This window comes from Tabrizicola sp. M-4 (genome assembly GCF_051132405.1).
Lineage (GTDB): Bacteria > Pseudomonadota > Alphaproteobacteria > Rhodobacterales > Rhodobacteraceae > Paragemmobacter.
Window position 1 is genome coordinate 1,748,359 of the sequence record NZ_CP128606.1, and the last position, 26,398, is coordinate 1,774,756.

23 protein-coding genes and 4 tRNA genes are annotated in these 26,398 nt (G+C 66.6%); 23 read left to right on the forward strand and 4 right to left on the reverse strand.

Features of this window, described 5'->3' with window-relative positions; translation table 11 throughout:
• The first annotated feature begins 25 nt into the window (after positions 1-25).
• The 3 genes from TabM4_RS08420 (at position 26) to dusA (ending at position 2,782) form a co-directional block, all read left to right on the forward strand.
• Positions 26-1,147: a M24 family metallopeptidase gene (locus tag TabM4_RS08420; RefSeq protein WP_434621112.1), complete on the forward strand. Its 1,122-nt coding sequence runs from the start codon at positions 26-28 to the stop codon at positions 1,145-1,147.
• A 3-nt stretch (positions 1,148-1,150) separates the two neighbouring features.
• On the forward strand, positions 1,151-1,585 hold the full coding sequence (locus TabM4_RS08425; protein WP_434621115.1) for a hypothetical protein: 435 nt from the start codon (positions 1,151-1,153) through the stop codon (positions 1,583-1,585).
• 201 nt (positions 1,586-1,786) lie between these two features.
• Positions 1,787-2,782 carry a tRNA dihydrouridine(20/20a) synthase DusA gene (gene dusA / locus TabM4_RS08430; RefSeq protein WP_434621117.1) on the forward strand — a complete coding sequence of 332 codons (996 nt, stop codon included), beginning with the start codon at positions 1,787-1,789 and terminating at the stop codon, positions 2,780-2,782.
• Here dusA and TabM4_RS08435 read toward each other — a convergent pair.
• Positions 2,761-3,972, reverse strand: coding sequence for a multidrug effflux MFS transporter (locus TabM4_RS08435; protein WP_434621120.1), 1,212 nt, complete (start codon positions 3,970-3,972; stop codon positions 2,761-2,763). The two genes, dusA and TabM4_RS08435, sit on opposite strands and share 22 nt — an antisense overlap.
• 100 nt (positions 3,973-4,072) lie before the next feature.
• Here TabM4_RS08435 and TabM4_RS08440 point away from each other — a divergent pair, with 100 nt between their 5' ends.
• The 9 genes from TabM4_RS08440 (at position 4,073) to TabM4_RS08480 (ending at position 13,844) form a co-directional block, all read left to right on the forward strand.
• Entirely contained in the window at positions 4,073-4,828 is a 756-nt protein-coding gene (locus TabM4_RS08440) for a hypothetical protein (protein ID WP_434621123.1), read from the forward strand.
• Between the two features lie 547 nt (positions 4,829-5,375).
• Positions 5,376-5,966: a DUF1989 domain-containing protein gene (locus TabM4_RS08445; RefSeq protein WP_434621126.1), complete on the forward strand. Its 591-nt coding sequence runs from the start codon at positions 5,376-5,378 to the stop codon at positions 5,964-5,966.
• A 13-nt stretch (positions 5,967-5,979) separates the two neighbouring features.
• Positions 5,980-7,596, forward strand: a complete 1,617-nt coding sequence (locus TabM4_RS08450) for an MBL fold metallo-hydrolase (RefSeq protein WP_434621129.1) — start codon at positions 5,980-5,982, stop codon at positions 7,594-7,596.
• A gap of 74 nt (positions 7,597-7,670) precedes the next feature.
• Positions 7,671-8,801: a tRNA guanosine(34) transglycosylase Tgt gene (tgt, locus tag TabM4_RS08455; protein WP_434621976.1), complete on the forward strand. Its 1,131-nt coding sequence runs from the start codon at positions 7,671-7,673 to the stop codon at positions 8,799-8,801.
• 122 nt (positions 8,802-8,923) lie between these two features.
• Positions 8,924-10,228 carry a PAS domain-containing protein gene (locus tag TabM4_RS08460; protein WP_434621132.1) on the forward strand — a complete coding sequence of 435 codons (1,305 nt, stop codon included), beginning with the start codon at positions 8,924-8,926 and terminating at the stop codon, positions 10,226-10,228.
• A 256-nt stretch (positions 10,229-10,484) separates the two neighbouring features.
• A complete protein-coding gene (lon, locus tag TabM4_RS08465) occupies positions 10,485-12,893 on the forward strand; it encodes an endopeptidase La (protein WP_434621978.1) in 2,409 nt (802 codons plus the stop codon).
• A 189-nt stretch (positions 12,894-13,082) separates the two neighbouring features.
• Positions 13,083-13,565 carry an HU family DNA-binding protein gene (locus TabM4_RS08470; protein ID WP_434621135.1) on the forward strand — a complete coding sequence of 161 codons (483 nt, stop codon included), beginning with the start codon at positions 13,083-13,085 and terminating at the stop codon, positions 13,563-13,565.
• 13 nt (positions 13,566-13,578) lie between these two features.
• Positions 13,579-13,653, forward strand: a tRNA-Val gene (locus TabM4_RS08475).
• 115 nt (positions 13,654-13,768) lie between these two features.
• Positions 13,769-13,844: transfer RNA gene (locus tag TabM4_RS08480), tRNA-Val, on the forward strand.
• A gap of 48 nt (positions 13,845-13,892) precedes the next feature.
• Here TabM4_RS08480 and TabM4_RS08485 read toward each other — a convergent pair.
• The gene (locus tag TabM4_RS08485; RefSeq protein WP_434621138.1) at positions 13,893-14,765 is read right to left on the reverse strand and encodes a DMT family transporter; all 873 of its coding nucleotides are present in this window, start codon (positions 14,763-14,765) and stop codon (positions 13,893-13,895) included.
• 94 nt (positions 14,766-14,859) lie between these two features.
• On the opposite strand from TabM4_RS08485, the gene TabM4_RS08490 reads away from it, so the two are divergent.
• The 7 genes from TabM4_RS08490 (at position 14,860) to TabM4_RS08520 (ending at position 19,870) form a co-directional block, all read left to right on the forward strand.
• Positions 14,860-15,735 carry a LysR substrate-binding domain-containing protein gene (locus TabM4_RS08490; RefSeq protein WP_434621141.1) on the forward strand — a complete coding sequence of 292 codons (876 nt, stop codon included), beginning with the start codon at positions 14,860-14,862 and terminating at the stop codon, positions 15,733-15,735.
• 79 nt (positions 15,736-15,814) lie between these two features.
• The gene (locus TabM4_RS08495; RefSeq protein WP_434621144.1) at positions 15,815-16,825 is read left to right on the forward strand and encodes a phosphotransferase; all 1,011 of its coding nucleotides are present in this window, start codon (positions 15,815-15,817) and stop codon (positions 16,823-16,825) included.
• 2 nt (positions 16,826-16,827) lie between these two features.
• Positions 16,828-18,135 (forward strand): aspartate aminotransferase family protein, encoded by a 1,308-nt coding sequence (locus TabM4_RS08500; protein ID WP_434621147.1) that lies wholly within the window; start codon positions 16,828-16,830, stop codon positions 18,133-18,135.
• 105 nt (positions 18,136-18,240) lie between these two features.
• Entirely contained in the window at positions 18,241-19,173 is a 933-nt protein-coding gene (locus tag TabM4_RS08505; protein WP_434621150.1) for a pirin family protein, read from the forward strand.
• Between the two features lie 233 nt (positions 19,174-19,406).
• A tRNA-Asp gene (locus tag TabM4_RS08510) sits at positions 19,407-19,483 on the forward strand.
• 27 nt (positions 19,484-19,510) lie between these two features.
• Positions 19,511-19,587: transfer RNA gene (locus tag TabM4_RS08515), tRNA-Asp, on the forward strand.
• 61 nt (positions 19,588-19,648) lie between these two features.
• Positions 19,649-19,870 carry an RND transporter gene (locus TabM4_RS08520; protein ID WP_434621153.1) on the forward strand — a complete coding sequence of 74 codons (222 nt, stop codon included), beginning with the start codon at positions 19,649-19,651 and terminating at the stop codon, positions 19,868-19,870.
• 17 nt (positions 19,871-19,887) lie between these two features.
• On the opposite strand, the gene TabM4_RS08525 is transcribed toward TabM4_RS08520, so the two are convergent.
• On the reverse strand, positions 19,888-20,331 hold the full coding sequence (locus tag TabM4_RS08525; RefSeq protein ID WP_434621156.1) for a GNAT family N-acetyltransferase: 444 nt from the start codon (positions 20,329-20,331) through the stop codon (positions 19,888-19,890).
• Entirely contained in the window at positions 20,328-21,701 is a 1,374-nt protein-coding gene (locus TabM4_RS08530) for a M20/M25/M40 family metallo-hydrolase (protein ID WP_434621159.1), read from the reverse strand. The genes TabM4_RS08525 and TabM4_RS08530 overlap by 4 nt, the downstream gene beginning before the upstream one ends.
• 117 nt (positions 21,702-21,818) lie before the next feature.
• Between TabM4_RS08530 and TabM4_RS08535 the strand changes: the two genes are divergently transcribed.
• From TabM4_RS08535 to ispG, 4 genes are all read left to right on the forward strand, one after another.
• Positions 21,819-22,367 (forward strand): 5-aminolevulic acid synthase, encoded by a 549-nt coding sequence (locus TabM4_RS08535; RefSeq protein ID WP_434621162.1) that lies wholly within the window; start codon positions 21,819-21,821, stop codon positions 22,365-22,367.
• A 191-nt stretch (positions 22,368-22,558) separates the two neighbouring features.
• Entirely contained in the window at positions 22,559-23,782 is a 1,224-nt protein-coding gene (gene hemA, locus TabM4_RS08540; protein WP_434621165.1) for a 5-aminolevulinate synthase, read from the forward strand.
• Positions 23,783-23,895: 113 nt separating this feature from the next.
• On the forward strand, positions 23,896-25,146 hold the full coding sequence (locus TabM4_RS08545; protein ID WP_434621168.1) for a helix-turn-helix domain-containing protein: 1,251 nt from the start codon (positions 23,896-23,898) through the stop codon (positions 25,144-25,146).
• A gap of 110 nt (positions 25,147-25,256) precedes the next feature.
• Complete coding sequence (gene ispG / locus TabM4_RS08550) at positions 25,257-26,390, forward strand: flavodoxin-dependent (E)-4-hydroxy-3-methylbut-2-enyl-diphosphate synthase (RefSeq protein WP_434621171.1); 1,134 nt, start codon at positions 25,257-25,259, stop codon at positions 26,388-26,390.
• Positions 26,391-26,398: the final 8 nt, after the last annotated feature.

Here is a 26,398-nt window from a genome sequence, read left to right on the forward strand (position 1 = left end):
TTTCGCCCCGCCAAGCCCGCAGGAAATGGCGGATCGCTTGCAAAAGGTGCAGGGGATGCTTGAGGAAGCGGGCCTTGCAGCCCATGTCACTGCCGATGTGGACAACATCCTGTGGCTGACCAACTTCGCCAATTTCGTGCATGAGCGGCCCTTTATCCTCGTCATTCCCGCGCAAGGCGTACCGCGTTTCGTGGTTCCGCGCCTTGAACTTGACCATGTAGAGGTGCGTCATGTCGGGCCGCTGGAGGTATTTGCCTATGCTGAATACCCCGCGCCACCGGGCCGTACATGGGCCGACAGGCTTGCCGATGCCCTTCCGCGGGCAGGGCGGATCGGTGCCGACAGCCGTCTGCCGACGGTCTTCTTCAATGCCCTTGGTGGGCGGGGGAAGCTTTGCGATCCGGTCGAGAAGGCGCGCGAGGTGAAGTCGCCCTATGAACTGGGCCGGATCGCCTATGGGTGCCGCCTTAAATCCGAGGCCCATGACCGGCTCCTGCGCGAGGCGCATCCGGGCATGGGGCAGGCCACCATCAACGCCACCATCGGTCGCGAAGTCATGGCGCGCATGGTGGCCGACAATCCGAACGTGAACCCCTATGCGGTCAAGATCATGACGCTGATCCAGAATGCCGATGTCAGCCATGATCCGCACAACTTTACCGACCTGGACATGAAGATGAAGGAAGGCGGCCCCCACGTGACCGTCTTCAATTCAGTCCTGAACGGATATGGTGCCGAGGTGGAACGGACCTTTTTCCTGAACCGCGTGCCCGAAGCTGCGCGCCGCCCTTTCGAGACGATGCTTGAGGCGCGGCGGATCGTCATGGAGGGCATGCGTCCCGGCAGAACCCTCGAAGACGTGGACGAGGCGGCCGCCGCGCATTTTCGAAAAGCGGGTCTTGGCGACGGCGTCATCCATCGTGCAGGCCATGGCATGGGGGTGACCGCCCATGAGGGGCCTTATATTGCAAGGGGAGACAGGACGGTGATCCAGCCCGGCATGGTCTTCTCTGTGGAGCCGGGCATTTATCTGCCCGGAGTCGGCGGCTTCCGCTTCTCGGACACGGTCGTCGTCACCGAGGACGGGCTGCACCGGCTGACCTGGGGGCCTGAAACGCTTGAAGACCTGACCCTCACGGGGCGCTGAGGGATGGCTTCCGATGGGGCGGGGACCTCGCGCGACGAGGATGTTCTTGCGCTGACCGGGGCAGATCTGGTCACGGTCCTGTTGTTCGACCGAATGGCGGGTCGGGCGCATAGGCTCTGGTCATCGCGCCCCGACCTCTTTGCCGCGACAGGCGGGAAGCCGCTATCCGGCGCAGGGTGGGAGTTTACGCTGCAGCATCGAAGTCCTGCTTTGATCACACGCGGTGAGTCGGCGATCCGTGCGGGCTTTCCGGACCATGGCTCCATCCTTGGGCATGGGATCGGGCTGATCGTGAACCTGCCGCTGATCGGGGCCGAGGGCTGCGTCGGCTCGGTCAACTGCCTTTATCGCGATGCCGGTTTCATGACGGATTTCGATCTGATGATTCCCGCAGTCTCGGACTGGGTCTGGCGCACGCTCCATCCCGATCAGGCCTGAGTGACTTGGGCGTGAGGCGTTCTGCAGGGTGGTTTCCCCTTGGGCGGAAAATCGGCTATAGACGCGGCTGCGTCCTTGCGGGCGAATTCCGGGGCGGATCGACTGTTCGCCATCGGCGGGTCAAAATCTGGCGAAAACCTGCGGCTTTACCGGGACTTGGCCCGCGCGGGCATTCTGGTGGACGGAACGATAATGCGGGACATGACGGGACATAAGCCACATAGGCTATCGGTGGCGCCCATGATGGATTGGACGGATCGGCATTGCCGTTTCTTTCATCGTCTGATGACGCGGAGGGCGATGCTTTACACCGAGATGGTCACCGCCCCCGCCGTCATCCATGGCGACCGTGATCGCCTGCTGGGCCATGGCGAGGCTGAACATCCCGTCGCGCTGCAACTTGGCGGATCGGACCCGGCGGAGTTGCGGCGGGCGGTGCAGTTGGCCGTGCCTTATGGCTATGACGAGATCAACCTGAATGTGGGCTGCCCTTCGGACCGGGTGCAGTCGGGCTGTTTCGGCGCGGTGCTGATGCAACGTCCGGGGCTGGTGGCGGAGTGCGTCGCGGCCATGGCCGAGGTCAGCCCTGTGCCGGTGACGGTGAAATGCCGGATCGGGGTGGATGATCAGACCCCCGAAGAGGTGCTGCCCGAGTTCCTTGAAACGGTCGCAGCCGCAGGGGTGCGGCATTTCGTGATCCATGCCCGCAAGGCGTGGCTTCAGGGCCTTTCTCCAAAGGAAAACCGTGAGATACCGCCGCTTGATTACAATCTGGTTCAACGCATGAAGGCAGAGTTTCCGCAACTGACGATCTGTATCAACGGGGGGGTCACCACTCTGGATCAGGCGCGGTCCATGCTGGAGGCGGGTCTTGACGGGGTGATGATCGGACGGGCGGCCTATCACGAACCGGGACGGGTGCTGATCGGGGCGGATGGGTTGTGGGGCGATGGGCCCGGTCTGGATGCGGTGGAAGTGGTGCGGGCGATGATGCCCTATATCGACGGTCATCTTTCCACGGGCGGGCGCCTGCATCAGGTCACGCGCCATATGCTGGGGCTGTTCCACGGGCAACCGGGGGCACGCGGGTGGCGGCGGGTGTTGTCGGAAGGGGCGTCGCGGCCGGGGGCTGGCCTTGGTCTGCTGGAGCAGGCACTCGCTGAGGTGACGACGGATCAGGCGGCCCTTTCCGCCTGACCCCGTGCCAGTGCGAGGCGTGACAGCAGGAGCGCCAGCACGCCGCAAAGGGCGATGGCCGCCAGCATGGGCAGGGCGGTGCCGTCGAAGAAGGGCCCGGTGGCGGCGATCATCACACCGCCCGCCAGCATCTGCATCGTCCCGCCAAGGGAGGAGGCAAGGCCCGCAATATCGCCATGCTCTTCCAGAGCCATCACCATGGTCGTGGGGATCACGAGGCCGAGGCAGGCATTGGCGAGGAAAAGCCCCGCGATGCAGACGGTTAGCGTGGCGAGTTGCAGTGCTGCCAAGAGCAGGAGAAGCAGGGTGAAACCCGCAAAGCCGAGGGTGGCCAGCGCTATCACCCGCCGCGCGCCAAAGCGCAGGCCGAGGCCGCCCGCGGCCTGCGAGGCGGCGAAGAACCCGAGGGCATTCACCGCGAAGGCAAGGGAGAACTCGGTGGGAGACAGGCCGAAGGCCTGCGTGTAGACGAAGCTGGCCGAGGCGATGAAGACGAAGAAGCTGGCCATGCCGAAGCCGCCGAGAAAGGTCAGCCCCATGAAGACCCGGTCGCCCAACAGCCGACGCGCGCCGCGCAGGCTGGCAGAAAGATCAAAGGGTTGGCGGTCTTCCTTGCGGAGGGTTTCGGGTTGCGCGAGGGCGAGGGTCAGGAGGCTGGCCACACCTGCAATCAGAAGGGCCGCGAAGATGCCGCGCCAGCCTGTGACCTGCATGAGGCCTGCCCCTGCCAGAGGGGCCAGCATGGGTGAGACGGAGATCACCAGCATCACCGCCGCCATGAGGCGGGTGGCGGCGTGGCCCGTATACATGTCGCGGATGATGGCGCGCGGCACGACCATCAGCGCGGCCCCGCCAAGGCCCTGCACGAAACGGCCCGCGATCAGCCAGTCGATGCTGGGGGCGAAGGTGCAAATCACGGAACCTAAAAGGAAAATCGCGATGCCTGCGTAGAGCGGCGGCTTGCGCCCGGAACGGTCGGCCCATGGGCCGTAGATCAGCTGGGCAAGGCCGAAGGCGATGAAATAGGCGGTGATCGTGGTCTGCATCGCGGGGACGGTGGTGCCGAGCGCCGCGCCGATGTCGGGCATGGCGGGGAGGTACATGTCGATGGCGAAGGGGCCGACACAGGACAGCAGGCCAAGCACCAAGGCGGGACGAAGGAGGTTGGTGGGCTGGGTGGGGGCTGACATGGGAATGACCTTGGTCTGAAAAGAGCCGTGCCGGATAGGGCTTTTCGGCGCGCGCGTCCAGTGTCATTCTGATGTTCGTTGAAAAGGATCGGGATTTCAGATGCTTGGCGGAACAGGCGCACGGGGGTGGCGGCGGGTGGCGGGGTCGGGGATCGCGGCATGGGCGGCGGCGGCATGGCCGGTGGCGCGGGAGGCGGTGGCTGGGAGTGGCTTGCCGTGGCGTTGCGGTGGGACGTGGTTCGTCGGGCTGGATGCGCTGCCGAACGGGCCGGATGGCCGGATGGGAGAGGCGGAATTTCCGTGGCAGGAGGTGGGTTTGGAGCCCGTTCCGCTGCATCCCGCACAGCTTTCGGTGACGCGGGAGGGATATCCCCGGCAGGGCGAGGAGGAGAGCGAATCCGCGTTCCGGTTCAGGCAGTTGCGGGATGCAGCGCATCTGGATGGCCTGCTTCCCGTGGGCCCGGAGCGGCGGCGGATGGTGCGGGAACCGCATGGCTGGATCCTTGGCCTGCCTTTGAACGCGGCGACGGCGGACGCGGCACCCTTGGTGGTTTGGGAGGGGAGCCATCTGGTGATGGGCGAGGCGTTGCGCGCGGCCTTTTACCGGTGCAAGGGAGCGCCGGAAGATCACGACATAACAGAGGCTTATCAGGCGGCGCGTAAGCAGGTTTTCGAGACCTGCCCGAGGGTCGAGGTGCCGGGACGACCGGGCGAGGCTGTGATCCTGCACCGGCATCTGATCCATGGCGTGGCCCCTTGGGCCGAGGGGGCTTGGGCGGAGGCGCCGGGGCGAGTGGTGGCTTATTTCCGGCCATTGCTGCCGAGGGTGGCGGATTGGCTGCGGGAGGAGGGGTAAGGGCCTGCGGACGCTGGATTAATTCCCGGCGAGGGGCGGAATGGGGCGTGCCGAGGGCTGTGCCGGAAACCGTACCGCAAACTGTACATACGCGCGGTGCTTGAGGAGGGCGTTAAGGTTAATGCGTAGGGGGTGAGTCGCGGGGTTTGGGCCTAGCGGGGACTGTGCGGGATCGGTTCCCGGTGGCAGGGCGGTCGCCGCATGACGGGTGGTGGTGTCATCCCGGCGGCGGGGCGGCATGACCGCGCTGGGTTGCCTGACAGGTGAACGGTGCGTGGGCCTTGGGCGGGGGCGGCATGACAGCGCTGGTTTGCCGGACAGGGGAACGGTGCGCGGGCCTTGGGCGGGGGCGGCATGACAGTGCTGGGTTGCCGGACAGGGGAAAGGAGCGCGGGCCTCGGGCGGCGGGTGTCGGGGACTGGATGAGTGATCCGGTTCGGCGCGACGGATGATCGCGGGACCTGAGGGCGCGGTCCGGCAGGTTTTGACGAGATGGCTTGTATCGGGTGCGGCTTGGTCTCATCGTGATAAAGAAATGGAGGCTGACATGGAAATCGTTCCGGCACGGCGCGGGCGGGCGGTGAGGCTGTCCAAGGGGCAGGCGATCCGGATCGTGAACATCCACGGCACGCAGGTCGTGGATACATGGGCGTTCAATGCCGATGATCCGGGCGAGTTCCTGTCGATGGAGCATCTGCACGGGTTTCTGGGGTCGGTCTTTCCGGCGAAGGGGGACCCTCTGGTGACGAACCGCCGCCGCCCCATCCTGTGGATCGAGGAGGATAGCTCGCCGGGGCGGCATGACACGGTGATCGCGGCCTGCGACGTGCATCGCTATCAGATGCTGGGCTGCCAGACCTATCACGACAATTGCACCGACAACCTGCATGCGGCGCTGGCGATGATCGGCTTTCCGCGCACGGAATGCCCCGCGCCGCTGAACCTGTGGATGAACATTCCCATAGGGCCGGACGGGCGGATCATCTGGGGGGAGCCGCTGTCGAAGGCGGGGGACCATGTGCTGTTGCGGGCGGCGATGGATTGCGTCGTGGTGATGTCGGCCTGTCCGCAGGACATGATCCCGATCAATGGCAAGGATTGCAAACCGGTAGAGGTTGGGTTCGAGATTCTGGCCTGAGGAGGGCGTGGAGATGGGCGATCCGATCCTGACTTTTCATGGCGCGGCGCGGGGGGTGACGGGGTCCTGCTTCCGGCTAGAGACGGCGCGGGGGACCGTGCTGGTGGATTGCGGGATGTTCCAAGGGTCGAAGACGGAGAAATCGCTGAACTACCGGCCCTTTCCCTTTGATTTGGCCGGGGTGGATGCGGTCATCCTGACCCATGCGCATATCGATCATTCGGGGCTTTTGCCCAAGCTGGTGAAGGCGGGTTTCGCGGGGCCGATCCATGCCACGCCCGCCACGGTGGACCTGTGCGGCGTGATGCTGCCCGACAGCGCCCATATCCAGGAGACGGAGGTGGAGATGCTGAACCGCCGCAACCGGCGGAAGGGCGGGGAGTGGCTGGAGCCGATCTATGACGGGCGCGACGCGGAGGAGACGCTGACGCGGTTCCGGGGGCAGGATCTGGGCGCGTGGTTCACGGTGATCCCCGGAGTGCGGGCGCGGTTCTGGAATGCGGGGCATCTGCTGGGCAGCGCCTCGGTCGAGGTGGAGGTGGGGGATCTGCGGCTGCTGTTCTCTGGCGATATCGGGCCGGATGCCAAGCTGTTGCAGCCCGATCCGGAAGGGCCTGAGGGGCTGGATTACGTCATCTGCGAAAGCACCTATGGCGATGTGGACCGGATCGACGCCAGCGCCGAGGCGCGGCGGGCGAGTTTGCGCGACGAAGTTAAGGGGGCATGGCGGGAGGATGGGGTGCTGCTGATCCCCACTTTCGCGGTGGAGCGGGCGCAGGAATTGATCGCCGATCTGACGACGTTGATGATGGCGGGGGAGCTGCCGTTCTGCCCCATCCATGTCGACAGTCCGATGGCGGGGAAGGCGACCGCGATCTTCCGCCGCCATGCGGGCGAGCTGGAGAACGGGCGCGCGTTGGTGGAGGGGTTGAAGGACCACCACCTGCGCTTTACCGAGACGGTGGAGCAGTCGCGCGCGCTGGCAGATGCGCGGGGGTTCCACATCATCCTTGCGGCCTCGGGCATGTGCGAGGCGGGGCGTATCCGGCATCATCTGAAGAACTGGCTGTGGCGCGAGGAGGCGACGCTTCTGCTTGTGGGCTATCAGGCGGAGGCGACGCTGGGGCGGCTTTTGCAGGATGGCGTACGGCAGGTGCGGATACAGGGGGAGGAATTCCCCGTGCGGGCGAAGGTGCGGTCGATCGACCTCTATTCCGGCCATGCGGACGGGCCGGAACTGGTGCAATGGATGGCCGAGCGGATGCCGGTGCGGCATGGCGTGTTCCTTGTGCATGGCGAGGAGGAGGCGATGGCGGGGATGGCCGCGCGGTTGGCGGGGCTGGTGCCGGAGGAGCGGGTGGTGCGTCCGGCGCTGGACGAGGGCTATGCGCTGACGCGGGATGGGTTCGTGCGGCAGGCGCAGGCGGCGCCGCCCCGGCTGGCGCCGGAGCAGGTGGCGCGGCTGGACTGGCACAATGACGTGTCGCGGCTGATCCTAGACATCAACGAGGCGCTGCGGGCCACGCCGGACGAGCGGGGGCGGGCGGTGCTGATCCGCCGCCTGCGCCGGGCGCTGGAGGAGGGGGAGGGGTTGCCCCCGCCGCGCGCGCCGGGGCGGCGGCGGCATTGAGGGGCGATTGGGCCTTGTCCTGACCCTTGGCTTTGCGCCATGAGGGGGCGCTTTCAGCGATGGGGAACAGGGTCATGGCGCAGGGGTTCGGGTTTTCGGTCCATGCCACGGATGGCAGGGCGCGGACGGGGGTGATCCAGACCACCCGGGGCGAGATCCGTACGCCGGCCTTCATGCCGGTGGGGACGGCGGCCACGGTGAAGGCGATGCTGCCCGAGAGCGTGCGCGCGACGGGGGCGGATATCCTGCTGGGCAACACCTATCACCTGATGCTGCGCCCCACGGCGGAGCGGATCGCGCGGCTGGGGGGGCTGCACCGTTTCATGAACTGGGAGCGGCCGATCCTGACCGACTCGGGCGGGTTTCAGGTGATGTCGCTGGCCAGTTTGCGGAAGCTGACGGAGGAGGGGGTGCGGTTCTCCTCCCATGTCGACGGGTCGCGGCACATGCTGACGCCGGAGCGGAGCATGGAGATCCAGAAGTTGCTGGGATCGGATATCGTGATGTGTTTCGACGAATGCCCCGCGCTGCCCGCGACGGAGGCGGAGGTAGCGAAGTCGATGCGGCTGTCGATGCGCTGGGCGCAGCGGTCGCGGGATGCCTTTGGCGACCGGCCGGGGCATGCGCTGTTCGGGATCATGCAGGGCGGCGTCACGCGGGAGTTGCGGGAGGAGAGCGCGGCAGCGTTGCAGGCGATCGGCTTCGATGGCTATGCGGTGGGCGGGCTGGCCGTGGGCGAGGGGCAGGAGGCGATGTTCGACGTCCTCGACTATGCGCCGGGGTTCCTGCCGGAGGACAAGCCGCGCTATCTGATGGGGGTGGGCAAGCCCGATGACATCGTGGGGGCGGTGGAGCGGGGCATCGACATGATGGATTGCGTGCTGCCGTCGCGGTCGGGGCGCACGGGGCAGGCATGGACGCGGCGGGGGCAGGTGAACATCAAGAATGCCCGCCATCAGGACGATCCGCGCCCGCTGGACGAGGACTGCACCTGTCCGGCCTGCCGAGGCTATAGCCGGGCCTATCTGCACCATGTGTTCAAATCGGGGGAGATCATCGCCTCGATGCTGCTGACATGGCACAACCTGCATTATTATCAGGAACTGATGCAGGGCCTGCGGGATGCCATCGCCGGAGGGCGGCTGGCGGATTTCGTGGCGGGGTTCCATGCGCAAAGGGCGGAGGGGGACATCCCGCCTTTGTGAGGGATTCTCATTCCGGCTAAAGCCCGGCGCGCGGCGGTCGTATCCTGAAGGGTCCGCAGAGAGCCCCGGCGCGGACGGCGACGGGCGGCCCCTGCGGGCCGAAGCGGGGACGAAGGCAAGGCATGACCGCAGAAGAGACCAGCGCGGCGACGCGGCCCGGAGGGGCGGCGGGGACGGCCATGGTGCGGGGCGAGCGTCCCAAGACGGGGGCCGCGCCCTTTGCGCCGGGGGAGATCTTCTTTTCGCGGACCGACGGGCGCGGGGTGATCGCGGCCTTCAACGATGTCTTCGTGAGGATCGCGGATTATGGCGCGGGCGACCTGATCGGCGCGCCGCACCGGATCATCCGGCATCCCGACATGCCCAAGGGCGTGTTCCATCTGTTGTGGGAGGGGATCAAGGCGGGCCATCCCATCGGGGCCTATGTGAAGAACCGGGCGCGGGATGGGCTGCATTACTGGGTCTTCGCCTTGGTCACGCCAGTGGAGGGGGGGTATCTGTCGGTGCGGATCAAGCCTTGCGGCGACCTCTTGCCGGTGGTGGAGGCGGAATATGCGCGCGCCCTTGCTGCAGAGGCGGAGGGACTTTCGCCCGAAGCCTCGGCTGAGGCCATCTGCGGGCGGCTGGCGGGGCTGGGATTTGCCAGCTATGCCGCCTTCCAGACCGAGGCGCTGTGGCAGGAGATGCAGGCGCGGGAGGCGGCGGTGGGGCGCGCGCCCTTGCGCGACCTTGCCGCGCTGCACCGGATGGTGGTGGAGATGCGGGGCCTGCGGGCGCAGACGGCCGAATTGCGCCATCTGCTGCACGGGGCGAACCTTCTGACGGCGAACATGCGGATCGTGGCGGCGAAACTGGCCGAGGGGCGGCGGACGATCAGCGAGATCGCGCGCAGCTATGGCATGATGCTGGGCGAGGTGGAGGCCCATGTGGAAGGGTTCGGCGTCTTTGACCGGGGCGCGGGGCGGCATGCGGCCTGCACCGAGGAAGGGGGGCTGTTCCTTCTGTGCGCGGCGCGGTTGATGGAGGAGGTGCGGGCGGATTTCGCGGCGTCTGCCGTGGTGCTGGAGGGGGTGGACCATGCCGCCGAGGGGGCCTGTCTTGCGCGCGTGGCCGAGGATTACGCGGCGCGGGCCTGTGCCGCGATGGAGGCGGTGAGCGAGCAGGCGCGGCTGTTGCGGCGCAACGTGGAATTCCTGCGGCGGATGATCGTGGGCCTGTCCACGGTGCGGATCGCCTGCCGGGTGGAAAGCGGGATGCTGGCGCAGCGGTCGGCGGGGCTGGAGACGATCATCGCGCGGATCGACGGGTTGCAGGACGGGATCGCGGCGGGGCTGGACCGGATCGACGCGGCCTGCGGGGCGGCGCTGACGGGGCTTGCGGATTGGCGCGGGCTGGGCGGCGGGGCCGCCGTGCGGCGCGCGGCATGAGGGGGCACCCGCAGCCAAGGAATCGGGTATGCGGTTTCGGCGCGGCACGATCCGTGCAACAGGGGTGGCGAGAGGCTTCACCTTCCGACCAAAGCCCGCTTGCCCCCGCCCCCGGCGAGGCGCATCATGGACCAAGCCTAAGTGAAGCCGTGGTTGACTCGGCCCCCGTGGGCCACCAGATATGGATGCCGTAGGGGAGGGCCGAGCGTTGCCGATGACCGGGACCAGAGCCTTCCTGCCAGACTAAGGAAACATGATGAGCGATTCCCTTTCCCCCAGCTATCCGGTGCTGCCGCTCCGCGATATCGTGGTGTTCCCGCACATGATCGTTCCGCTGTTCGTCGGGCGTGAGAAATCCGTCCGGGCGCTGGAAGAGGTCATGGCGGAAGACCGCCAGATCCTGCTGTCGTCGCAGATCGACCCGTCGGTGGACGATCCGGGCACGGATGCGATCTATCGCGTCGGCGTGCTGGCCAATGTGCTGCAACTGTTGAAACTGCCCGATGGCACCGTGAAGGTGCTGGTCGAGGGCAAGACCCGTATCCGGATCACGGATTTCGTGGCCAATGACCGCTTCTTCGAGGCGCGGGTGGAGCCCTTGGCCGAGACGCTGGGCGACAAGGCATCGGTGGATGCGCTGATCCGCGCGGTGTCGGAGGAGTTCGAGCGCTACGCGAAGATCAAGAAGAACATCCCCGAAGAGGCGCTGGCCGCCGTGGCCGAAACGCGCGAGCCGGCGCGGCTGGCCGATCTGGTGGCAGGGCATCTGGGCATCGAGGTGGGCCAGAAGCAGGAGCTTCTGGAGACGCTGGAAGTGTCGGAGCGGCTGGAGAAGGTCTATGGCCAGATGCAGGGCGAGATGAGCGTCCTGCAGGTGGAGAAGAAGATCAAGTCGCGCGTAAAGACCCAGATGGAGAAGACGCAGCGCGAATACTATCTGAACGAGCAGATGAAGGCGATCCAGCGCGAGCTGGGCGATGGCGAGGACGGCCAGAACGAGATCGCCGAGCTGGAGGAGCGCATCCGCAAGACCGCCTTCTCCAAAGAGGCGCGCGAGAAGGCGGAAGCCGAGCTGAAGAAACTGAAATCCATGTCGCCGATGAGTGCCGAGGCGACGGTGGTGCGCAACTACCTCGACTGGCTGCTGGGCGTGCCGTGGGGCGTGAAGTCGCGCGTGAAGAAGGACCTGCACAAGAGCCAGGAGGTTCTGGACAAGGACCATTACGGGCTGGAGAAGGTCAAGGAGCGGATCGTCGAATATCTGGCGGTGCAGGCGCGTTCGGCCAAGCTGAAGGGGCCGATCCTGTGCCTCGTCGGCCCGCCCGGCGTGGGCAAGACCTCGCTTGGCCGGTCGGTGGCCAAGGCCACGGGGCGCGAGTTCATCCGCATCTCGTTGGGCGGGGTGCGGGATGAATCCGAGATCCGGGGGCATCGGCGGACCTATATCGGGTCGATGCCCGGCAAGATCATCCAGGCGCTGAAGAAGGCGAAGACGACCAATCCGCTGATCCTGCTGGATGAGATCGACAAGATGGGTCAGGACTTCCGCGGCGATCCGGCCAGCGCGATGCTGGAGGTGCTGGACCCGGAGCAGAACTCCACCTTCGTGGACCACTATCTGGAGGTCGAATACGACCTGTCGAACGTGATGTTCATCACCACGGCGAACTCCTACAACATGCCGGGGCCGCTTCTGGACCGGATGGAGATCATCAGCCTTGCGGGTTACACCGAGGATGAGAAGCGCGAGATCGCCAAGCAGCACCTGATCCCCAAGCAAATCGCCAATCACGGCCTGCGGAAGGGCGAGTTCAAGGTGACGGATGAGGCGCTGACCGAAATGGTGCGCACCTATACCCGCGAGGCGGGGGTGCGGAACCTTGAGCGCGAGATCGCCAAGCTGGCGCGGAAGGCCGTGACAGAGATCGTCAAGAAGCAGGGCAAGACCGTCGAGGTCACGCCTGAGAAGCTTGAGGATTATCTGGGCGTGAAGCGGTTCCGCTATGGTCTGGCCGAGAAGGAGGATCAGGTGGGGGTCGTGACCGGGCTGGCATGGACCAGCGTGGGCGGGGACCTTCTTTCGATCGAGGCGCTGAAGCTGCCCGGCAAGGGGCGGATGAAGACCACGGGCAAGCTGGGCGACGTGATGAAGGAGTCGATCGAGGCGGCCGCGTCCTATGTGCGGTCGATCAGCCCAGAGCTTGGCGTGAAACCACCGAAGTTCGAGACGATCGACATCCACGTCCACGTCCCGGAAGGCGCGACGCCCAAGGACGGGCCTTCGGCGGGTCTGGCGATGGTCACCTCCATCGTGTCGGTGCTGACCGGGATTCCGGTGCGCAAGGACATCGCCATGACCGGCGAGGTCACGCTGCGGGGCAATGCGCTGGCCATCGGCGGGTTGAAGGAGAAACTGCTGGCGGCGCTGCGCGGGGGCATCAAGACGGTGCTGATCCCCGAGGAGAACGCCAAGGACCTGCCGGAGATCCCGGAGAATGTCCGCAACGGGTTGACCATCATTCCGGTCAGCCATGTGAAGGAGGTTCTGAAGCTGGCGCTGGTGCGGGCACCGGAGCCGGTGGAATGGGACGAGGCCGCCGAAGAGGCGGCGGCTGCGGCGGCCAAGGCCGCGGCTGCGGCGGCGCCGTCGCAGATCGCGCATTAAGCCGGGATATTGATCCGATCGGAAGGGGGGCGTGGCATTTGCCGCGCCCCCTGTTCTTTGTCCGACGCGGGCAGGGGAAAACTGCATCTGCAAAGATGCATGGCGGTGGAAGTTCGCGGCGCCTTTGGGTAATCTGCGGCGGAAGTCGCCTTTCCCAGTGCAACCATGAACAACAGGGCAGTCCCGTAGATGGCCAGCAGCAGCACCAAGAAACCTTCCGCCGCCAAGACCCCGGCCAAGGCGAAGACATCCGCGAAAACCGCGCCCAAGGTCGCGCCCAAGGCTGCGACCATAGAAGCCGCGACGCTGACCGCGCCCGATCTTCCCGTGGAGAGCGGGGTGGAGGCTGAGGCATCGAAGCCCGCCAAGGCACCGAAGGCTGCCCCCCCTCTGTTCAAGAAGAAGGACCTTGTCGCCCGCGTGGTGGAGGCGATGGACGGCAAGAAGAAGGGCGGGGTGAAGGAGATCGTGGAGGCGACGCTGGCCGCGCTGGGCGAGGCGTTGCAGAAGGGCGAGGCGCTGAACCTGCCGCCCTTCGGCAAGGCGCGCGTGGCGAAGTCGAAGGGCGAAGGTGCGGACTCAATGATCACCCTGCGCCTGCGCGGGGCGGGGGAGAAGAATGCGCCGAAAGGGCCGAAAGAGGCCCTTGCAGTGGTCGGCGAAGACGACTAAACACCGCGCCATCGGGCGATTAGCTCAGCGGTAGAGCGCTTCGTTCACATCGAAGATGTCAGCGGTTCAAATCCGTTATCGCCCACCATCAATCCCGAAAGGCGTCGCGCGAGCGGCGCCTTTTTGATTTTCGCCTGTGCTGGCACGGGGTTGGCTTTGCTCTTGAAGCGGGGGGGCTGCTTGGGCTACACCGCGCGCCGGATGGGTGGTTAGCTCAGTTGGTAGAGCGTCTCGCTTACACCGAGAATGTCGGGGGTTCGAGTCCCTCACCACCCACCATCCTCCCGTTCTTCCCGTATGGTCTGCGCCCGCCGGTCCTGCCTGCGGTCATGCTCGGCTCAGGCGGTGGACGCCTGCGAAGGCGTTGAAGAGGATCGCCGCAAGCACGACCGCCCCGCCGGTGAAGGTGGCGGCGCTGGCCGTTTCGCCCATGATCAGCCAGACCCAGAAGGGGGCGAGCAGGACCTCGGTGTTCGACAGGAGGGTGAGTTCCGCGGAAGGCACGACGCGGCTTCCCAGCGTGTATAGGATCATGCCGCTCGACAGGGTGCCCACGCCCATCAGCACGCACCACATCAGATCGGTTGCGGGAATTGCGAGGGGTTGGCCGGTCTGCATCGCGGCAAGCGTGCCCGCAAGCACGGAGAAGGCCGCGCCGAGGATGGAGGCGGGCAGGCTGTCCTCGATCCGGCGCCAGCGGAGGGCCACGCTGAAGGCGGCGAAGCCGAGGGCGGAGAAGAGGGCCGCGACATTGCCCAGCATGGCCCCCGTCGCCAGTCCGCCGCGCACCATGAGGAAGATGCCCACAAGCGCCAGCCCGATGGCCCCCCATGTGCGCGGGGCGACGGTTTCGCGCAGGATCAGCCAGCCGAGCAGGGCGGCGAGGAGGGGCGAGGCCGCGAAGAGGAAGGCTGCGTTGGCAACGGTGGTGGTCTGGAAGGCGACGATGGCCCCACCCATGGCCACCACCAGCCCGATGCCGCCCAGAACCCCCGCCAGCCCCGCGCGGCGGATAACGGGAAGGGGCGAGCCGCCCGTGCGCCAGGCGAGGAAGGCAAGCAGGACGGGCAGCATGGCCAGCGACCGCCAGACGAGCAGCGCCCAGGGTCCCGCCTCTTCGATCTGGCGGATCATCAGGGCCTGAAAGGACCAGAGCAGCCCCGCCGTCAACACCATCGCCATGCCCGTTCCGTAGCGCATCCCTCGGCCCCCTTGCATCGCGGCTCATCTAGGGGCTGGGCAATGGATCATCCAAACGAATATATTTGAGGTAATACTTCAGGAAATCAGGACGATGGCCGCGCCGCTTGACCTTTCGCTTCTGCGCAGTTTCGTGGCGGTGATCGACTGCGGCAGCAGCCAGCTTGCCGCCGCCCGCGTCGGGCGGAGCCAATCGGCCGTGAGCATGCAGATCAGGCGGCTGGAGGAAGAGGTGGGCCGGACGCTGTTCCAGCGCGAGGGGCGTAACCTGCGGGTCAATGCCGCGGGCGAGGAGTTGCTTTTGCATGCGCGCCGCCTGTTGCGCCTGTCGGACGAGGCGTTGGCGAGTCTGCGCCGGACAGAGGCGGCGGGCGTCGTGCGCCTTGGGATTCCGGAGGATTATGCAGCCTATCTTCTGACGCCGACTTTGGCGCGGTTCGGGCAGGAATTTCCGCTGGCGGAACTTGAGCTAACCTTCGACCATTCGCCCGCCCTGCTGCGTCTGCTGGAGGCGGGGAAACTTGACCTTGCGCTGGTCACGCGGGAGCCGCGCCAGCCGTTTGCCGTGTTGCGGCGCGAGCGTTTCGTCTGGGCGGCCTCGCCGGAGCATGGGGCGTGGCTGCGCGATCCGGTTCCGGTGGCGCTGTTCTCGGCGGGGGACCTTGCGCGGCGCTTCGCGCTGGAGGCGTTGCAGGGGGCGGATCGGCGGTATCGGGTCGTTTCGACGACGCAGAGCCTGCTGGGCCTGATCACGGTGGCGCAGGCGGGGCTTGCGGTGGTCGGGCTGATCGAGTCCTGCCTGCCGCCGGGGTTGATCCGGCTGGGCGAGGCGGAGGGTCTGCCGCCGATGCCGGTGCTGGACCTGAGCCTTGCGGCCGGGCCGGGGGAGCCGCTGCCGGTGGCGGCGCATCTGGCCGAGGCTCTGAAGCGGGCGCTGCGGGACGGGGGCGGGGTGCCACCGCCCGCCTGAGGGTGTGGGGCATGGACCCCTTTCCTTTTGCCATCCTACCGGGTGATAGTGGGCGCGTTCCTTTCTGGCTGGCCGGACGATGACCGCGACTTCCCCCGATACCCTGCTTGGCCCGCTGCTGGAGAGCCGCCCCCCCGAAATGGAGGCGGAGGAGGTGGCGGCGCTGGTGGCGGCGCATTGGGGAATGACGGGGGCCTTGTCGCCGCTGACGTCGGAGCGGGACCTGAACCATCGGCTGGAGACGGCGGAGGGGCGGTTCGTTGTGAAGATCGCCAACCGGGCGGAGCCGGTGGAGATGACGCGGATGCAGTCGCGCGCGCTGCGTCATGCGGCGGCGGCGGATGCGGGGCTGCCCATCCCGCGGGTGGTGGCGGCGCGGGACGGGGCGGATGACGTGGTGCTGCCCGCGGGCGAGTTGATGCGGGTGCTGACATGGCTGGAGGGGGTGCCGCTGGCGCGGCTGCCTTCCTCGGCGGCGCAGGGGCAGGGGGTGGCGCGGCTGGGTGCGCGGCTGGCGCGGGCCTTGCGGGGATTTGCCGACCCGGCGGCGGGGCATGTGCTGCAATGGGACATCAAGCAGGCGCTGCGGTTGCGCCCCTTGCTGCCGCATGTCGCGGATGCGGAATTGCGGCGGTTGGCAAGCCGGGTGCTGGATGCCTTTGCGGCGGAGGTCGCGCCCGCGCTGCCGGGGCTGCGCTGGCAGGTGGTGCATGGCGATCTGAACCCGCACAACCTGCTGGGCGATCCGGAGCGGCCAGAGCGGGTGACCGGCATCCTCGATTTCGGCGACATGGTCGAGACGCCGCTTGTCTGCGATCTGGCCATCGCGGCCTCGTACCGGATCGATCCGGGGGCGGCGGCGGAAAGCCTGCGCGCCTTTGCCGAGGCTTGGGCGGAGGTGGACCCTCTGACGGAGGTGGAGGCGGCCCTGCTGCCCCTGCTGGTGGCGGCGCGGATGGTGACGACGCTGGCCATCGCCAGTTTCCGCGCGGCCCGCTATCCGGAGAACGCGCCCTATATCCTGCGCAACCTGCCCTCGGCCGCGGCGGGGCTGGTGGCGCTTGCCCCCCATCTTCATCCGAAGGCCTGACCATGACACGCGATCCGATGCCCAATGCCTTTGTCCCCGGTCAGGGGGCGCTGGGGCCGCGCGAGGCGGCGATGGTGGAGCGGCGGCAGCGGTTGCTGGGTCCGGCCTACCGGCTGTTCTATGAGACGCCGGTGCATCTGGTGCGGGGGGAGGGGGTCTGGCTGTATGATCCCGACGGGCGGGCCTATCTGGACACCTATAACAACGTGGCGAGCGTGGGCCATGCCCATCCGCGCGTGGTGGCGGCGATGGCGGGACAGGCGGCGGTGCTGGCCACGCATACGCGCTATCTGCATGACGGGGTGCTGGCCTATGCCGAGCGGTTGCTGGCGTATTTTCCCGCGGCGCTGTCGCATGTGATGTTCACCTGCACGGGGTCGGAGGCGAATGATCTGGCGCTGCGTCTGGCGCGGGCGGCGACGGGCGGGACGGGGGTGATCGTCACGCGGAACGCCTATCACGGGGTGACGGCGGATGTGGCGGCCTGTTCGCCCTCGCTGGGGGTGGGGGTGCCGCTGGGGCCGCATGTCCGGGCCGTGCCGGCACCCGAGGGGCGGGCGGGGGATACGGCGGCGGTGTTCGCCGGTCATGTGCAGGGGGCGATCGACGATCTGCTGCGCCATGGCATCCGGCCTGCGGTTCTGATGGTGGATACGGTGTTTTCGTCGGATGGGCTTTACACCGATCCGGCGGGGTTCCTTGCGCCTGCGGTCGAGGCGATCCGTCGGGCGGGGGGGCTGTTCCTTGCCGACGAGGTGCAGCCGGGATTCGGCCGCACGGGGGCGGCGATGTGGGGCTTTGCACGGCATGGGGCGGTGCCGGACATGGTGTCGCTGGGCAAGCCGATGGGGAATGGCTATCCGGTGGCGGGGCTGGTGGTCCGGCCCGAGGTGGTGGCGGAATTCGGGAGCCGCGCGCGGTATTTCAACACGTTCGGCGGCAATGCGGTGGCGGCGGCCACGGCGATGGCGGTGCTGGAGGTGATCGAGGACGAGGGGCTGATGGCGAATGCGGCGCGCACGGGGGCCGTGTTCCGTGCCGGGCTGGAGGGGTTGGCGCGCGACCATGGCGCCTTGGGAGAGGTGCGGGGGGCTGGGCTTTTCCTTGCGGTGGATGTCGAGCGGGAGGGGCTGCCGGACCGCGAGGGGGCGGCGCGGCTGGTGAACGGGTTGCGCGAGGAGGGGGTCCTGATCTCGGCCACTGGGCCCCTTGGGCATGTGCTGAAGATCAGGCCGCCGCTGGTGTTTTCCGAGGCGAATGCGACCTTCTTCCTGGATCGGCTGGAGCGGGTGCTGCGGCGGGAAGGGTAGGGTGGCTGTGCCGCCCTGCACAGGGGCCGCGCGCGGCCATGGGATGACGCGGGGGGCGGTCGGGCCTATTCTTCGGTCAGGAAACAAGCCGCCGGAGGCCGCGCCATGAGCTGGAACCCTGCCCTCGACCCGTCGATCCCGATCGGGGATGCGGTGGATGCGATCGAGGCCGTCATCGTGCCGCGCGCCCGTGATCTGGGCGGGTTCGAGGTGCGCCGGGCGCTGCCGTCGGCAGAGCGGCAGATGGTGGGGCCCTTCATCTTCTTTGACCAGATGGGGCCTGCGGAATTCCTGACGGGGCAGGGGATCGACGTGCGCCCCCATCCGCATATCGGGCTGGCGACGGTGACCTATCTGCTGAAGGGGCGGATGCATCACCGCGACAGTCTGGGCACGGATCAGTGGATCGAGCCGGGGGCGGTGAACCTGATGCTGGCCGGGCATGGGATCACCCATTCCGAGCGCACCGATGGCGAGATGCGGGCGCGGCCGCATGGTCTGTTCGGGTTGCAGACATGGCTGGCGCTGCCGAAGAAGAACGAGGATGACCCGGCGGCCTTCCTGCATGCGCCGCAGGATCTGCTGCCGGAGCTTGAGGGCGAGGGGAAGCAGGTGCGGCTGATCCTTGGCCATGCCTGGGGGGCGCGGGTGCCGGTGGAGACGCCGTCGGAGGTGTTCTATGCCGATGCGACCTTGACCGCTGGGGCGGCGATCCCGCTGCCCGACGATCACGAGGATCGGGGCGTCTATGTGCTGGCGGGGGAGGTGACGGTCGCGGGGCAGACGTTCCCGGCGGGGCAGATGCTGGTCTTCCGGCCCGGTGACCGGGTGTCGCTGCGGGCGGGCGATCAGGGCGCGCGGATCATGCTGCTGGGCGGGGCCACCATGGATGGGCCGCGGCATATTTGGTGGAACTTCGTGGCCTCCAGCAAGGAGCGGATCGAGGCGGCCAAGGAGGCGTGGCGCGCGGGGGACTGGGCGCATGGGCGGTTCCGCCTGCCGCCGGGGGATGATGCGGAATTCATTCCGGCGCCTTGAGGGTTGGGGCTTTGGGGGCGGTTTCTGACGCAGAAACCGCCACGGAATTTGGCACAAATTCCGCTGATCTGCGCTGCGCCCGGACGGCGATTTCTGCCTTCAGAAATCGTCGCGAAATCCGTGTCGGATTTCGTATCCGGCGCTTGGGTCAGAAAATTCCCGAAACGTCGCTTGACGCCGCCCGCGCCCTTCCGTAATACCCCCACACGTTCGGGAAGCCGGGCGGTGGACACGCGGTTGTAGCTCAGTCGGTTAGAGTACCGGCCTGTCACGCCGGGGGTCGCGGGTTCGAGCCCCGTCAACCGCGCCACCGCCCGCTTCCCCGAATGTGACCAGCGCGGTTGTAGCTCAGTCGGTTAGAGTACCGGCCTGTCACGCCGGGGGTCGCGGGTTCGAGCCCCGTCAACCGCGCCACTTCACCACAGATGCGATGTTTGGAATGTGTGTTAGGGCACTCCGGTGAACGGAGGACGACATGCACCTGCTTGACCAGATTCCCCTTGGCCTTCTGGCCTTGGCCGCGCTGACGCTTGGTCTCGCGCCCTTCGTGCCCGAGCCGCATATCTGGGAGAAGCTGAAGATGCTGGCAGGCGGGACGCTGGTGCGTCCGCTGGACATCTTCGATCTGGCCTTCCACGCGCTGCCTTGGCTGCTTTTGCTGGCGAAACTCGCGCGGATGGGTCTGGCGCGCGGATAGGCCGCGCGCCGCCGGGGTCAGAGTTTCAGGCGATAGCGGATATGGCCGTCAGAGGCGGTGTAGCGGTCATAGAGGCGGCGGGCGGTCGCGTTGTCCTCATCCGTATGCCAGTAGAGGCGCTGCCAGCCGCGTGATCGCGCAAGGGCGATGAGATCGTCGATCAGCGCCTTGCCGATGCCCTTTCCCCGCGCCTCGGGCGAGAGGAAGAGGTCTTCGAGATAGCAATCCTCGCCCAGCACCCATGTCGAGGGGTGGTGCAGGTGGATGGCGAATCCCACCATCTGGCCCGCGTCGAAGGCGAGGCGGGCCTTGACCGGGCTTGCCGGGTCCATCAGCCGTGCCCAAGTGGCGGTGGTGACTTCGGGGGCGAGGGTCACCTCATAGAAGGCCAGATAGTGCGCCCAGAGGTCGCGCCAGCCGGATTCGTCACCCGTGCCAGCGTCGCGGATTGTGACGGTCATGCCAGTTTCTCCAGCACCCGCGCCCAGGAGCGGATGCCCTTGTGGAAGCAGTCGAGGTCGTATTTCTCGTTCGGGGAGTGGATCTGGTCGTCGTCGCGGCCGAAACCGATGAGCATGGCATCCATGCCAAGGACCGATTTGAAATAGCCCGCGATGGGGATGGACCCGCCGGAGCCCACGAAGGCGGCGGCACGGCCCCATTCCTCGGTCAGGGCCTGACGGGCGGATTCGAAGGCGGGATCGCCGATCTCCATCACGCTGGCGGGGGAGCCTTCGATGCCGTCGTTCCAGATGATCTCGCAATCGGCAGGCATCTGCGCCTCGGCCCATGCGCGGAAGGCGGTGACGATCTTGGCGGGGTCCTGTTTGGAAACGAGGCGGAAGCTGACCTTGGCATGGGCCTCGGAGGGCAGGACGGTCTTGAAACCCGCGCCGGTATAGCCGCCCCAGATGCCGTTGACCTCGGCCGTCGGGCGGGACCAGATCATTTCGAGGGGGGTGCGGTCCACCTCGCCCGCGGGGAGGGAGAGGCCCACGTCGCCAAGGTATTTCGCATGGTCGAAGGCGAGGGCCTGCCATTGCTGGCGCAGCGTGTCGGGCAGTTCGGCCACGTCGTCGTAGAAGCCCGGAACCTGCACGCGGCCTTGGTCATCGTGGAGGCCCGACAGGAGGCGCGTCATCACATGGATGGGGTTGCGCGCAAGGCCGCCATACATGCCCGAATGCAGGTCGCGCGAGGCGGCGCGGATGGTGAATTCGCTTTTCGTCAGCCCGCGCAACATGGTGGTGATGGCGGGGACGGCATCCTCGAATAGCCCCGTGTCGCAGATCAGGGCGAGGTCGGCGGAAAGTTCGGCCGCATTTTCGCGCATGAAGGGGATCAGCGAGGGGGAGCCCGATTCCTCTTCGCCTTCGAGGAAGATCGTGAGTTTGCAGGGCAGGGTGCCATGCACGGCCTTCCAGGCGCGGCAGGCTTCGAGGAAGGTCATCAACTGGCCTTTGTCATCCGACGACCCGCGCGCGCGGATGACCTTGCCCTTTGCGGTGTCTTCGATCGCGGGGTCGAAGGGATCGCGCGCCCAGAGGTCCAGCGGATCGACGGGTTGCACGTCGTAATGGCCGTAGAAGAGAAGATGCCGCCCGCCCGTGCCGCCATGGGCCACCACCATCGGATGGCCGGGGGTGGGGCGGCTTGCGGCGTCGAAGCCCAGCGATTTCAGGTCCTCGACCAGCCAGTCGGCGGCGCGGGCGCAATCGCCCTTGTAGGCGGGGTCGGTGGAGATGGAGGGGATTCGCAAAAGGTCCATCAGACGATCCAGCGCCTCGGGCAGATCGGCGTCGATGCGGGCCAATACGGCGTCAAGGCTCATGGTCTGTCTCCTCATTGTGATATGCGGGCCGACCCTATCAGCCCCGCTGCCCCTGTCCAGAGCCGCCCTGCCGCGCTAAAACACGGGGCCGGACGACCTGTTTGGAAGGAGTGACCGATGATCCGCACCGCTTTTGCCGCCCTTGCCCTGCTGGCGCCGCTGCCGCTGGCCGCCCAGACCGTGACGGGCGATGCCGCCGCCGCGATGCTGTTCGCGCCGCAGTCGGCGGAGGTGGAGATCGTCAAGGACGTGCTGCCCAAGGATCAGGCCAAGATGCTGGCCATGGTGGCGAAGGATCAGCCCTATTACGCGGCCATCGCGATTTCGCCCGATGAGGGGTTGATGTCGGAGGCGACGATGGCGGCGGCCAATCACCATACGGTGGAGGCGGCGGTGGCGGCGGCGCTGGCGCAGTGCAATGCGAAGAAGGCCGGGGCCACCGATTGCGTGATCGCGGCGACGGTGAAGCCCGAAGGGTGGCAGGCGCAGCCCTTGCAGCTTTCGGCGGGGGCGACGGCGGATTTCGCCAATTACGCGGGCGGGGCGCTGGCGATTTCGGCGATGACGGGGGCATGGGGGATCGGCGCCTCGGGCGAGGAGGCGATTGCGGCCTGCGCGGCCAAGCAGGAGGCCGCGACGGATTGCGCGGTTGCCATCGCCGACTGACTGCGGCATTTCCGCCCCAGACTTGAAGCGGCGGGCGGTTTGATACAGGTCAAGGTCTGCCCGCTGGAAAAGATGCATAGGGGCCTAGGCCTTTTGCGCAGGCCGGGAAACGACAACTTCTTCACGTCTTGCCGTTATGGTGGGTGTGAGGTGCGCACTGAAGACGGCGGCAGCGCCGGATAGGAGACGCGATGAACTACGACGCCGCGCTGGATGCCAGCCTGCAACGCCTGCATGACGAGGGCCGTTATCGGACCTTCATAGATATCGTGCGGAAGAAGGGGCATTTCCCGCAGGCCGTGTGGCGCCGCCCGGATGGGAGCGAGCGCGACATCACCGTGTGGTGCGGCAACGACTATCTGGGGATGGGCCAGCATCCCGAGGTGCTGGCGGCGATGCACGAGGCGCTGGATGCCACCGGCGCGGGGTCGGGCGGGACGCGCAACATTTCCGGCACCACGGTCTATCACAAGGCGCTGGAGGCGGAGCTTGCCGATCTGCACGGCAAGGAGGCGGCGCTGGTCTTTTCGTCGGCCTATATCGCCAATGACGCCACGCTTTCGACGCTGCGGCTGCTGTTTCCGGGGCTGATCATCTATTCCGACGCGCTGAACCATGCCTCCATGATCGAGGGCGTCCGTCGCGGTGGCGGGGCCAAGCGCATCTTCCGGCACAATGACGTGGCGCATCTGCGCGAATTGCTTGAGGCCGACGATCCCGCCGCGCCGAAGCTGATCGCCTTCGAATCGATCTATTCGATGGATGGCGATTTCGGCCCGATCCGCGAGATCTGCGATCTGGCCGAGGAATTCAACGCGCTGACCTATATCGACGAGGTCCATGCGGTGGGGATGTACGGGCCGCGCGGGGCCGGGGTGGCCGAGCGGGATGGGCAGATGCGCCGCATCGACATCATCAACGCCACGCTGGCCAAGGCCTATGGCGTGTTCGGCGGCTATATCGCGGCGAGCGCCAAGATGGTGGATGCGATCCGGTCCTATGCGCCGGGCTTCATCTTCACCACCTCGCTTCCGCCCACGGTGGCGGCGGGGGCGGCGACGTCGGTGCGCGTCCTGAAGACGGCGCAGCACCTGCGCGATGCGCAGCAGACCAATGCGCGCATCCTGAAGATGCGGCTGAAGGGACTGGGCCTGCCGATCATCGACCATGGCAGCCATATCGTCCCGGTGCATGTGGGCGATCCGGTGCATTGCAAGATGCTGTCGGACATGCTGCTGGAGAATTACGGGATCTATGTGCAGCCGATCAACTTCCCCACCGTGCCGCGTGGGACGGAACGGCTGCGGTTCACCCCCTCGCCGGTGCATGACGCCAAGCAGATCGATCACCTCGTGCGGGCCATGGATGCGCTGTGGCGGCACTGTGCGCTGAATCGTGCCGAGGTGTCTGCCTGACCGTTTCCGCGCATGCAAAATGGCTTGCCCTGTGCTAGTTTATCCGAAATAGGACAGAAATGAGTCGCAACGTAAACGACTCGGTGTAACGGGGCAGTGATGGGGCAGCGTGGATGATCGGTTGGAGGTCCAAACCTTCGACGGACGAGGTCGAGAAGCCGAAGGGTTTTGACGATTTCGAGCTGCGCCTTGGCGACCTGATGCGGGGCGAGCGTGCCACGCTGGGCAAATCGCTGCTGGACGTTCAACGCGAATTGAAGATCAAGGCGACCTATATCGCGGCGATCGAGAATGCCGATGTATCGGCGTTCGAAACGCAGGGCTTTGTGGCGGGCTATGTGCGGTCCTATGCCCGCTATCTGGGGATGGACCCGGATTGGGCCTTCCGCAAGTTCTGCGTCGAGGCGAATTTCACCGTCGCCCATGGCATGAGCGCCGCCGCATCCTCGCCGGTGCTGACCGCGAAGCGGACGGTGCAGGAATTCGGCGATCCGCTGGCCAATCCGAATGCGAGTTTCGTGCCGCGTGGCGAATCCGTGCTGGCGCGGGTTGAACCCGGTGCGGTGGGATCCTTGATGGTGCTGGTCGCGCTGATCGGGGCCATCGGTTATGGCGGCTGGTCCGTGCTGCAGGAAGTGCAGCGCGTGCAACTTGCGCCCGTGGATCAGGCCCCCGCCGTGGTGGCGGAGATCGACCCTCTGGCGGGTGTGACGCCGGTTGCCCCCTTGGTGGCTGCCGAACCGGAGGCCGCCCCCGCTGACAGCGCCTTGGCAGAGGCGGATACCTCGGCCCAGCCCGATCTGATGGACAGGCTCTATCGCCCGCAAGCGCTGGACGTGCCGGTGCTGACGTCGCGCGATGGACCCATCGCGTCGATCAATCCCCGCGAGACGGGCACCTTGGCCGGAAGCGGCACGGGAACGGACATGTCTTCGGCCGTGGATCAGGCGCTTGTCGAGGCCGGGGTCGAGGGCACTGCCGTGCAGGTCGTGGCGGATGCCGCGCCGCAACTGGAAGTGTTGGCCGTGCGCCCGTCCTGGGTGCGTGTGCAGTCGGCGGATGGGACGGTTCTGTTCGAGAAGATCCTTGATGCCGGTGAGCGCTATGTGGTGCCCAGCCTTGAGGAACCGCCGGTCCTGCGGGCGGGGAATTCCGGGTCTGTCTATTTCGCCGTGAACGGGCGCACCTATGGGCCTGCGGCCCCCGGCGCGTCGGTGGTGAAGAACCTGCCTCTGGCCGCTGACAGCCTTGTGCAGAGCTTTGCCGAGGCGGATATTTCGGGTGATGCCGATCTGGCCAAGTTCGTGAACGTGGCCGAGGTTGCCCCTGCTGGTGCAGGCGTCGTCCAGCCTGTGGCCGACTGACTGTAAACTTTATCTGACAATCGGGCTTCGGTCAGGGTGAGGGCGGTTGCCCCTTGGCCTGCGGAGGTTTATCTCTGGGCCAGAGCAGAGGCCCCAGCAGGACGTCATCCATGTCGCTGAACACCGTGCGCCCGTGGCGCAACATCTATCGCCGCAAGTCCCGCCAGATCCGGGTGGGCAAGGTGCTGGTGGGGGGCGATGCGCCGATCAGCGTGCAGACCATGACGAACACGCTGACCACCGACGTGGCGGCGACGATAGAACAGGTGCAGCGCTGCGCCGTGGCGGGGGCGGATATCGTCCGCATCTCGACACCCGACGAAGACAGCACCCGCGCGCTGAAGGAAATCATCGCCGAAAGCCCGGTCCCCATCGTGGCTGACATCCATTTCCACTATCGCCGCGCCATCGAGGCGGCGGAGGCAGGTGCCGCCTGCCTGCGGATCAACCCCGGCAATATCGGGGATGCCAAGCGCGTGAAGGAAGTCGTCAAGGCCGCCAAGGACCACGGCTGTTCCATCCGGATCGGGGTGAATGCCGGGTCCTTGGAAAAGCACCTGCTGGAGAAATATGGCGAGCCCTGCCCGGATGCGATGGTGGAATCTGGGATGGATCACATCAAGTTGTTGCAGGACAACGATTTTCACGAATTCAAGATAAGCGTGAAGGCATCGGACGTCTTCCTTGCTGCCGCCGCTTATCAGCAACTGGCCGAGGCCACGGATGCGCCCATCCATCTGGGCATCACCGAAGCGGGCGGGTTGATGTCGGGCACGGTGAAATCGGCCATCGGTCTTGGCAATCTTTTGTGGATGGGGATCGGCGACACGATCCGCGTGTCGCTGTCGGCCGATCCGGTGGAAGAGGTGAAGGTCGGTTATGAGATCCTGAAGTCGCTGGGTCTGCGGCATCGGGGCGTGACGATCATCTCTTGCCCGTCCTGCGCGCGGCAGGGTTTCGACGTGATCAAGACCGTCTCGGCGCTGGAGGACCGTCTGGCGCATGTGACGACGTCCATGAGCCTGTCGATCATCGGTTGCGTGGTGAACGGGCCGGGTGAGGCGCTGATGACGGATATCGGCTTTACCGGCGGCGGGGCCGGGTCGGGGATGGTTTATCTGGCGGGCAAGCAGAGCCACAAGTTGGGCAATGACCAGATGATCGACCACATCGTTGAATTGGTGGAAAAGAAGGCGGCCGAGATCGAGGCCGCCGAGAAGGCCGCGTCAGAGGCGGCGGAATAGCGGGAGGG

Bases quoted from the DNA above. Each gene is read 5' to 3' on its own strand.
- TabM4_RS08420 (WP_434621112.1), top strand. From the start codon at position 26: ATGGCGGATCGCTTGCAAAAGGTGCAGGGGATGCTTGAGGAAGCGGGC.
- TabM4_RS08425 (WP_434621115.1), top strand. From the start codon at position 1,151: ATGGCTTCCGATGGGGCGGGGACCTCGCGCGACGAGGATGTTCTTGCG.
- dusA (WP_434621117.1), top strand. From the start codon at position 1,787: ATGACGGGACATAAGCCACATAGGCTATCGGTGGCGCCCATGATGGAT.
- TabM4_RS08435 (WP_434621120.1), bottom strand. From the start codon at position 3,972: ATGTCAGCCCCCACCCAGCCCACCAACCTCCTTCGTCCCGCCTTGGTG.
- TabM4_RS08440 (WP_434621123.1), top strand. From the start codon at position 4,073: ATGCTTGGCGGAACAGGCGCACGGGGGTGGCGGCGGGTGGCGGGGTCG.
- TabM4_RS08445 (WP_434621126.1), top strand. From the start codon at position 5,376: ATGGAAATCGTTCCGGCACGGCGCGGGCGGGCGGTGAGGCTGTCCAAG.
- TabM4_RS08450 (WP_434621129.1), top strand. From the start codon at position 5,980: ATGGGCGATCCGATCCTGACTTTTCATGGCGCGGCGCGGGGGGTGACG.
- tgt (WP_434621976.1), top strand. From the start codon at position 7,671: ATGGCGCAGGGGTTCGGGTTTTCGGTCCATGCCACGGATGGCAGGGCG.
- TabM4_RS08460 (WP_434621132.1), top strand. From the start codon at position 8,924: ATGACCGCAGAAGAGACCAGCGCGGCGACGCGGCCCGGAGGGGCGGCG.
- lon (WP_434621978.1), top strand. From the start codon at position 10,485: ATGAGCGATTCCCTTTCCCCCAGCTATCCGGTGCTGCCGCTCCGCGAT.
- TabM4_RS08470 (WP_434621135.1), top strand. From the start codon at position 13,083: ATGGCCAGCAGCAGCACCAAGAAACCTTCCGCCGCCAAGACCCCGGCC.
- TabM4_RS08485 (WP_434621138.1), bottom strand. From the start codon at position 14,765: ATGCGCTACGGAACGGGCATGGCGATGGTGTTGACGGCGGGGCTGCTC.
- TabM4_RS08490 (WP_434621141.1), top strand. From the start codon at position 14,860: ATGGCCGCGCCGCTTGACCTTTCGCTTCTGCGCAGTTTCGTGGCGGTG.
- TabM4_RS08495 (WP_434621144.1), top strand. From the start codon at position 15,815: ATGACCGCGACTTCCCCCGATACCCTGCTTGGCCCGCTGCTGGAGAGC.
- TabM4_RS08500 (WP_434621147.1), top strand. From the start codon at position 16,828: ATGACACGCGATCCGATGCCCAATGCCTTTGTCCCCGGTCAGGGGGCG.
- TabM4_RS08505 (WP_434621150.1), top strand. From the start codon at position 18,241: ATGAGCTGGAACCCTGCCCTCGACCCGTCGATCCCGATCGGGGATGCG.
- TabM4_RS08520 (WP_434621153.1), top strand. From the start codon at position 19,649: ATGCACCTGCTTGACCAGATTCCCCTTGGCCTTCTGGCCTTGGCCGCG.
- TabM4_RS08525 (WP_434621156.1), bottom strand. From the start codon at position 20,331: ATGACCGTCACAATCCGCGACGCTGGCACGGGTGACGAATCCGGCTGG.
- TabM4_RS08530 (WP_434621159.1), bottom strand. From the start codon at position 21,701: ATGAGCCTTGACGCCGTATTGGCCCGCATCGACGCCGATCTGCCCGAG.
- TabM4_RS08535 (WP_434621162.1), top strand. From the start codon at position 21,819: ATGATCCGCACCGCTTTTGCCGCCCTTGCCCTGCTGGCGCCGCTGCCG.
- hemA (WP_434621165.1), top strand. From the start codon at position 22,559: ATGAACTACGACGCCGCGCTGGATGCCAGCCTGCAACGCCTGCATGAC.
- TabM4_RS08545 (WP_434621168.1), top strand. From the start codon at position 23,896: ATGATCGGTTGGAGGTCCAAACCTTCGACGGACGAGGTCGAGAAGCCG.
- ispG (WP_434621171.1), top strand. From the start codon at position 25,257: ATGTCGCTGAACACCGTGCGCCCGTGGCGCAACATCTATCGCCGCAAG.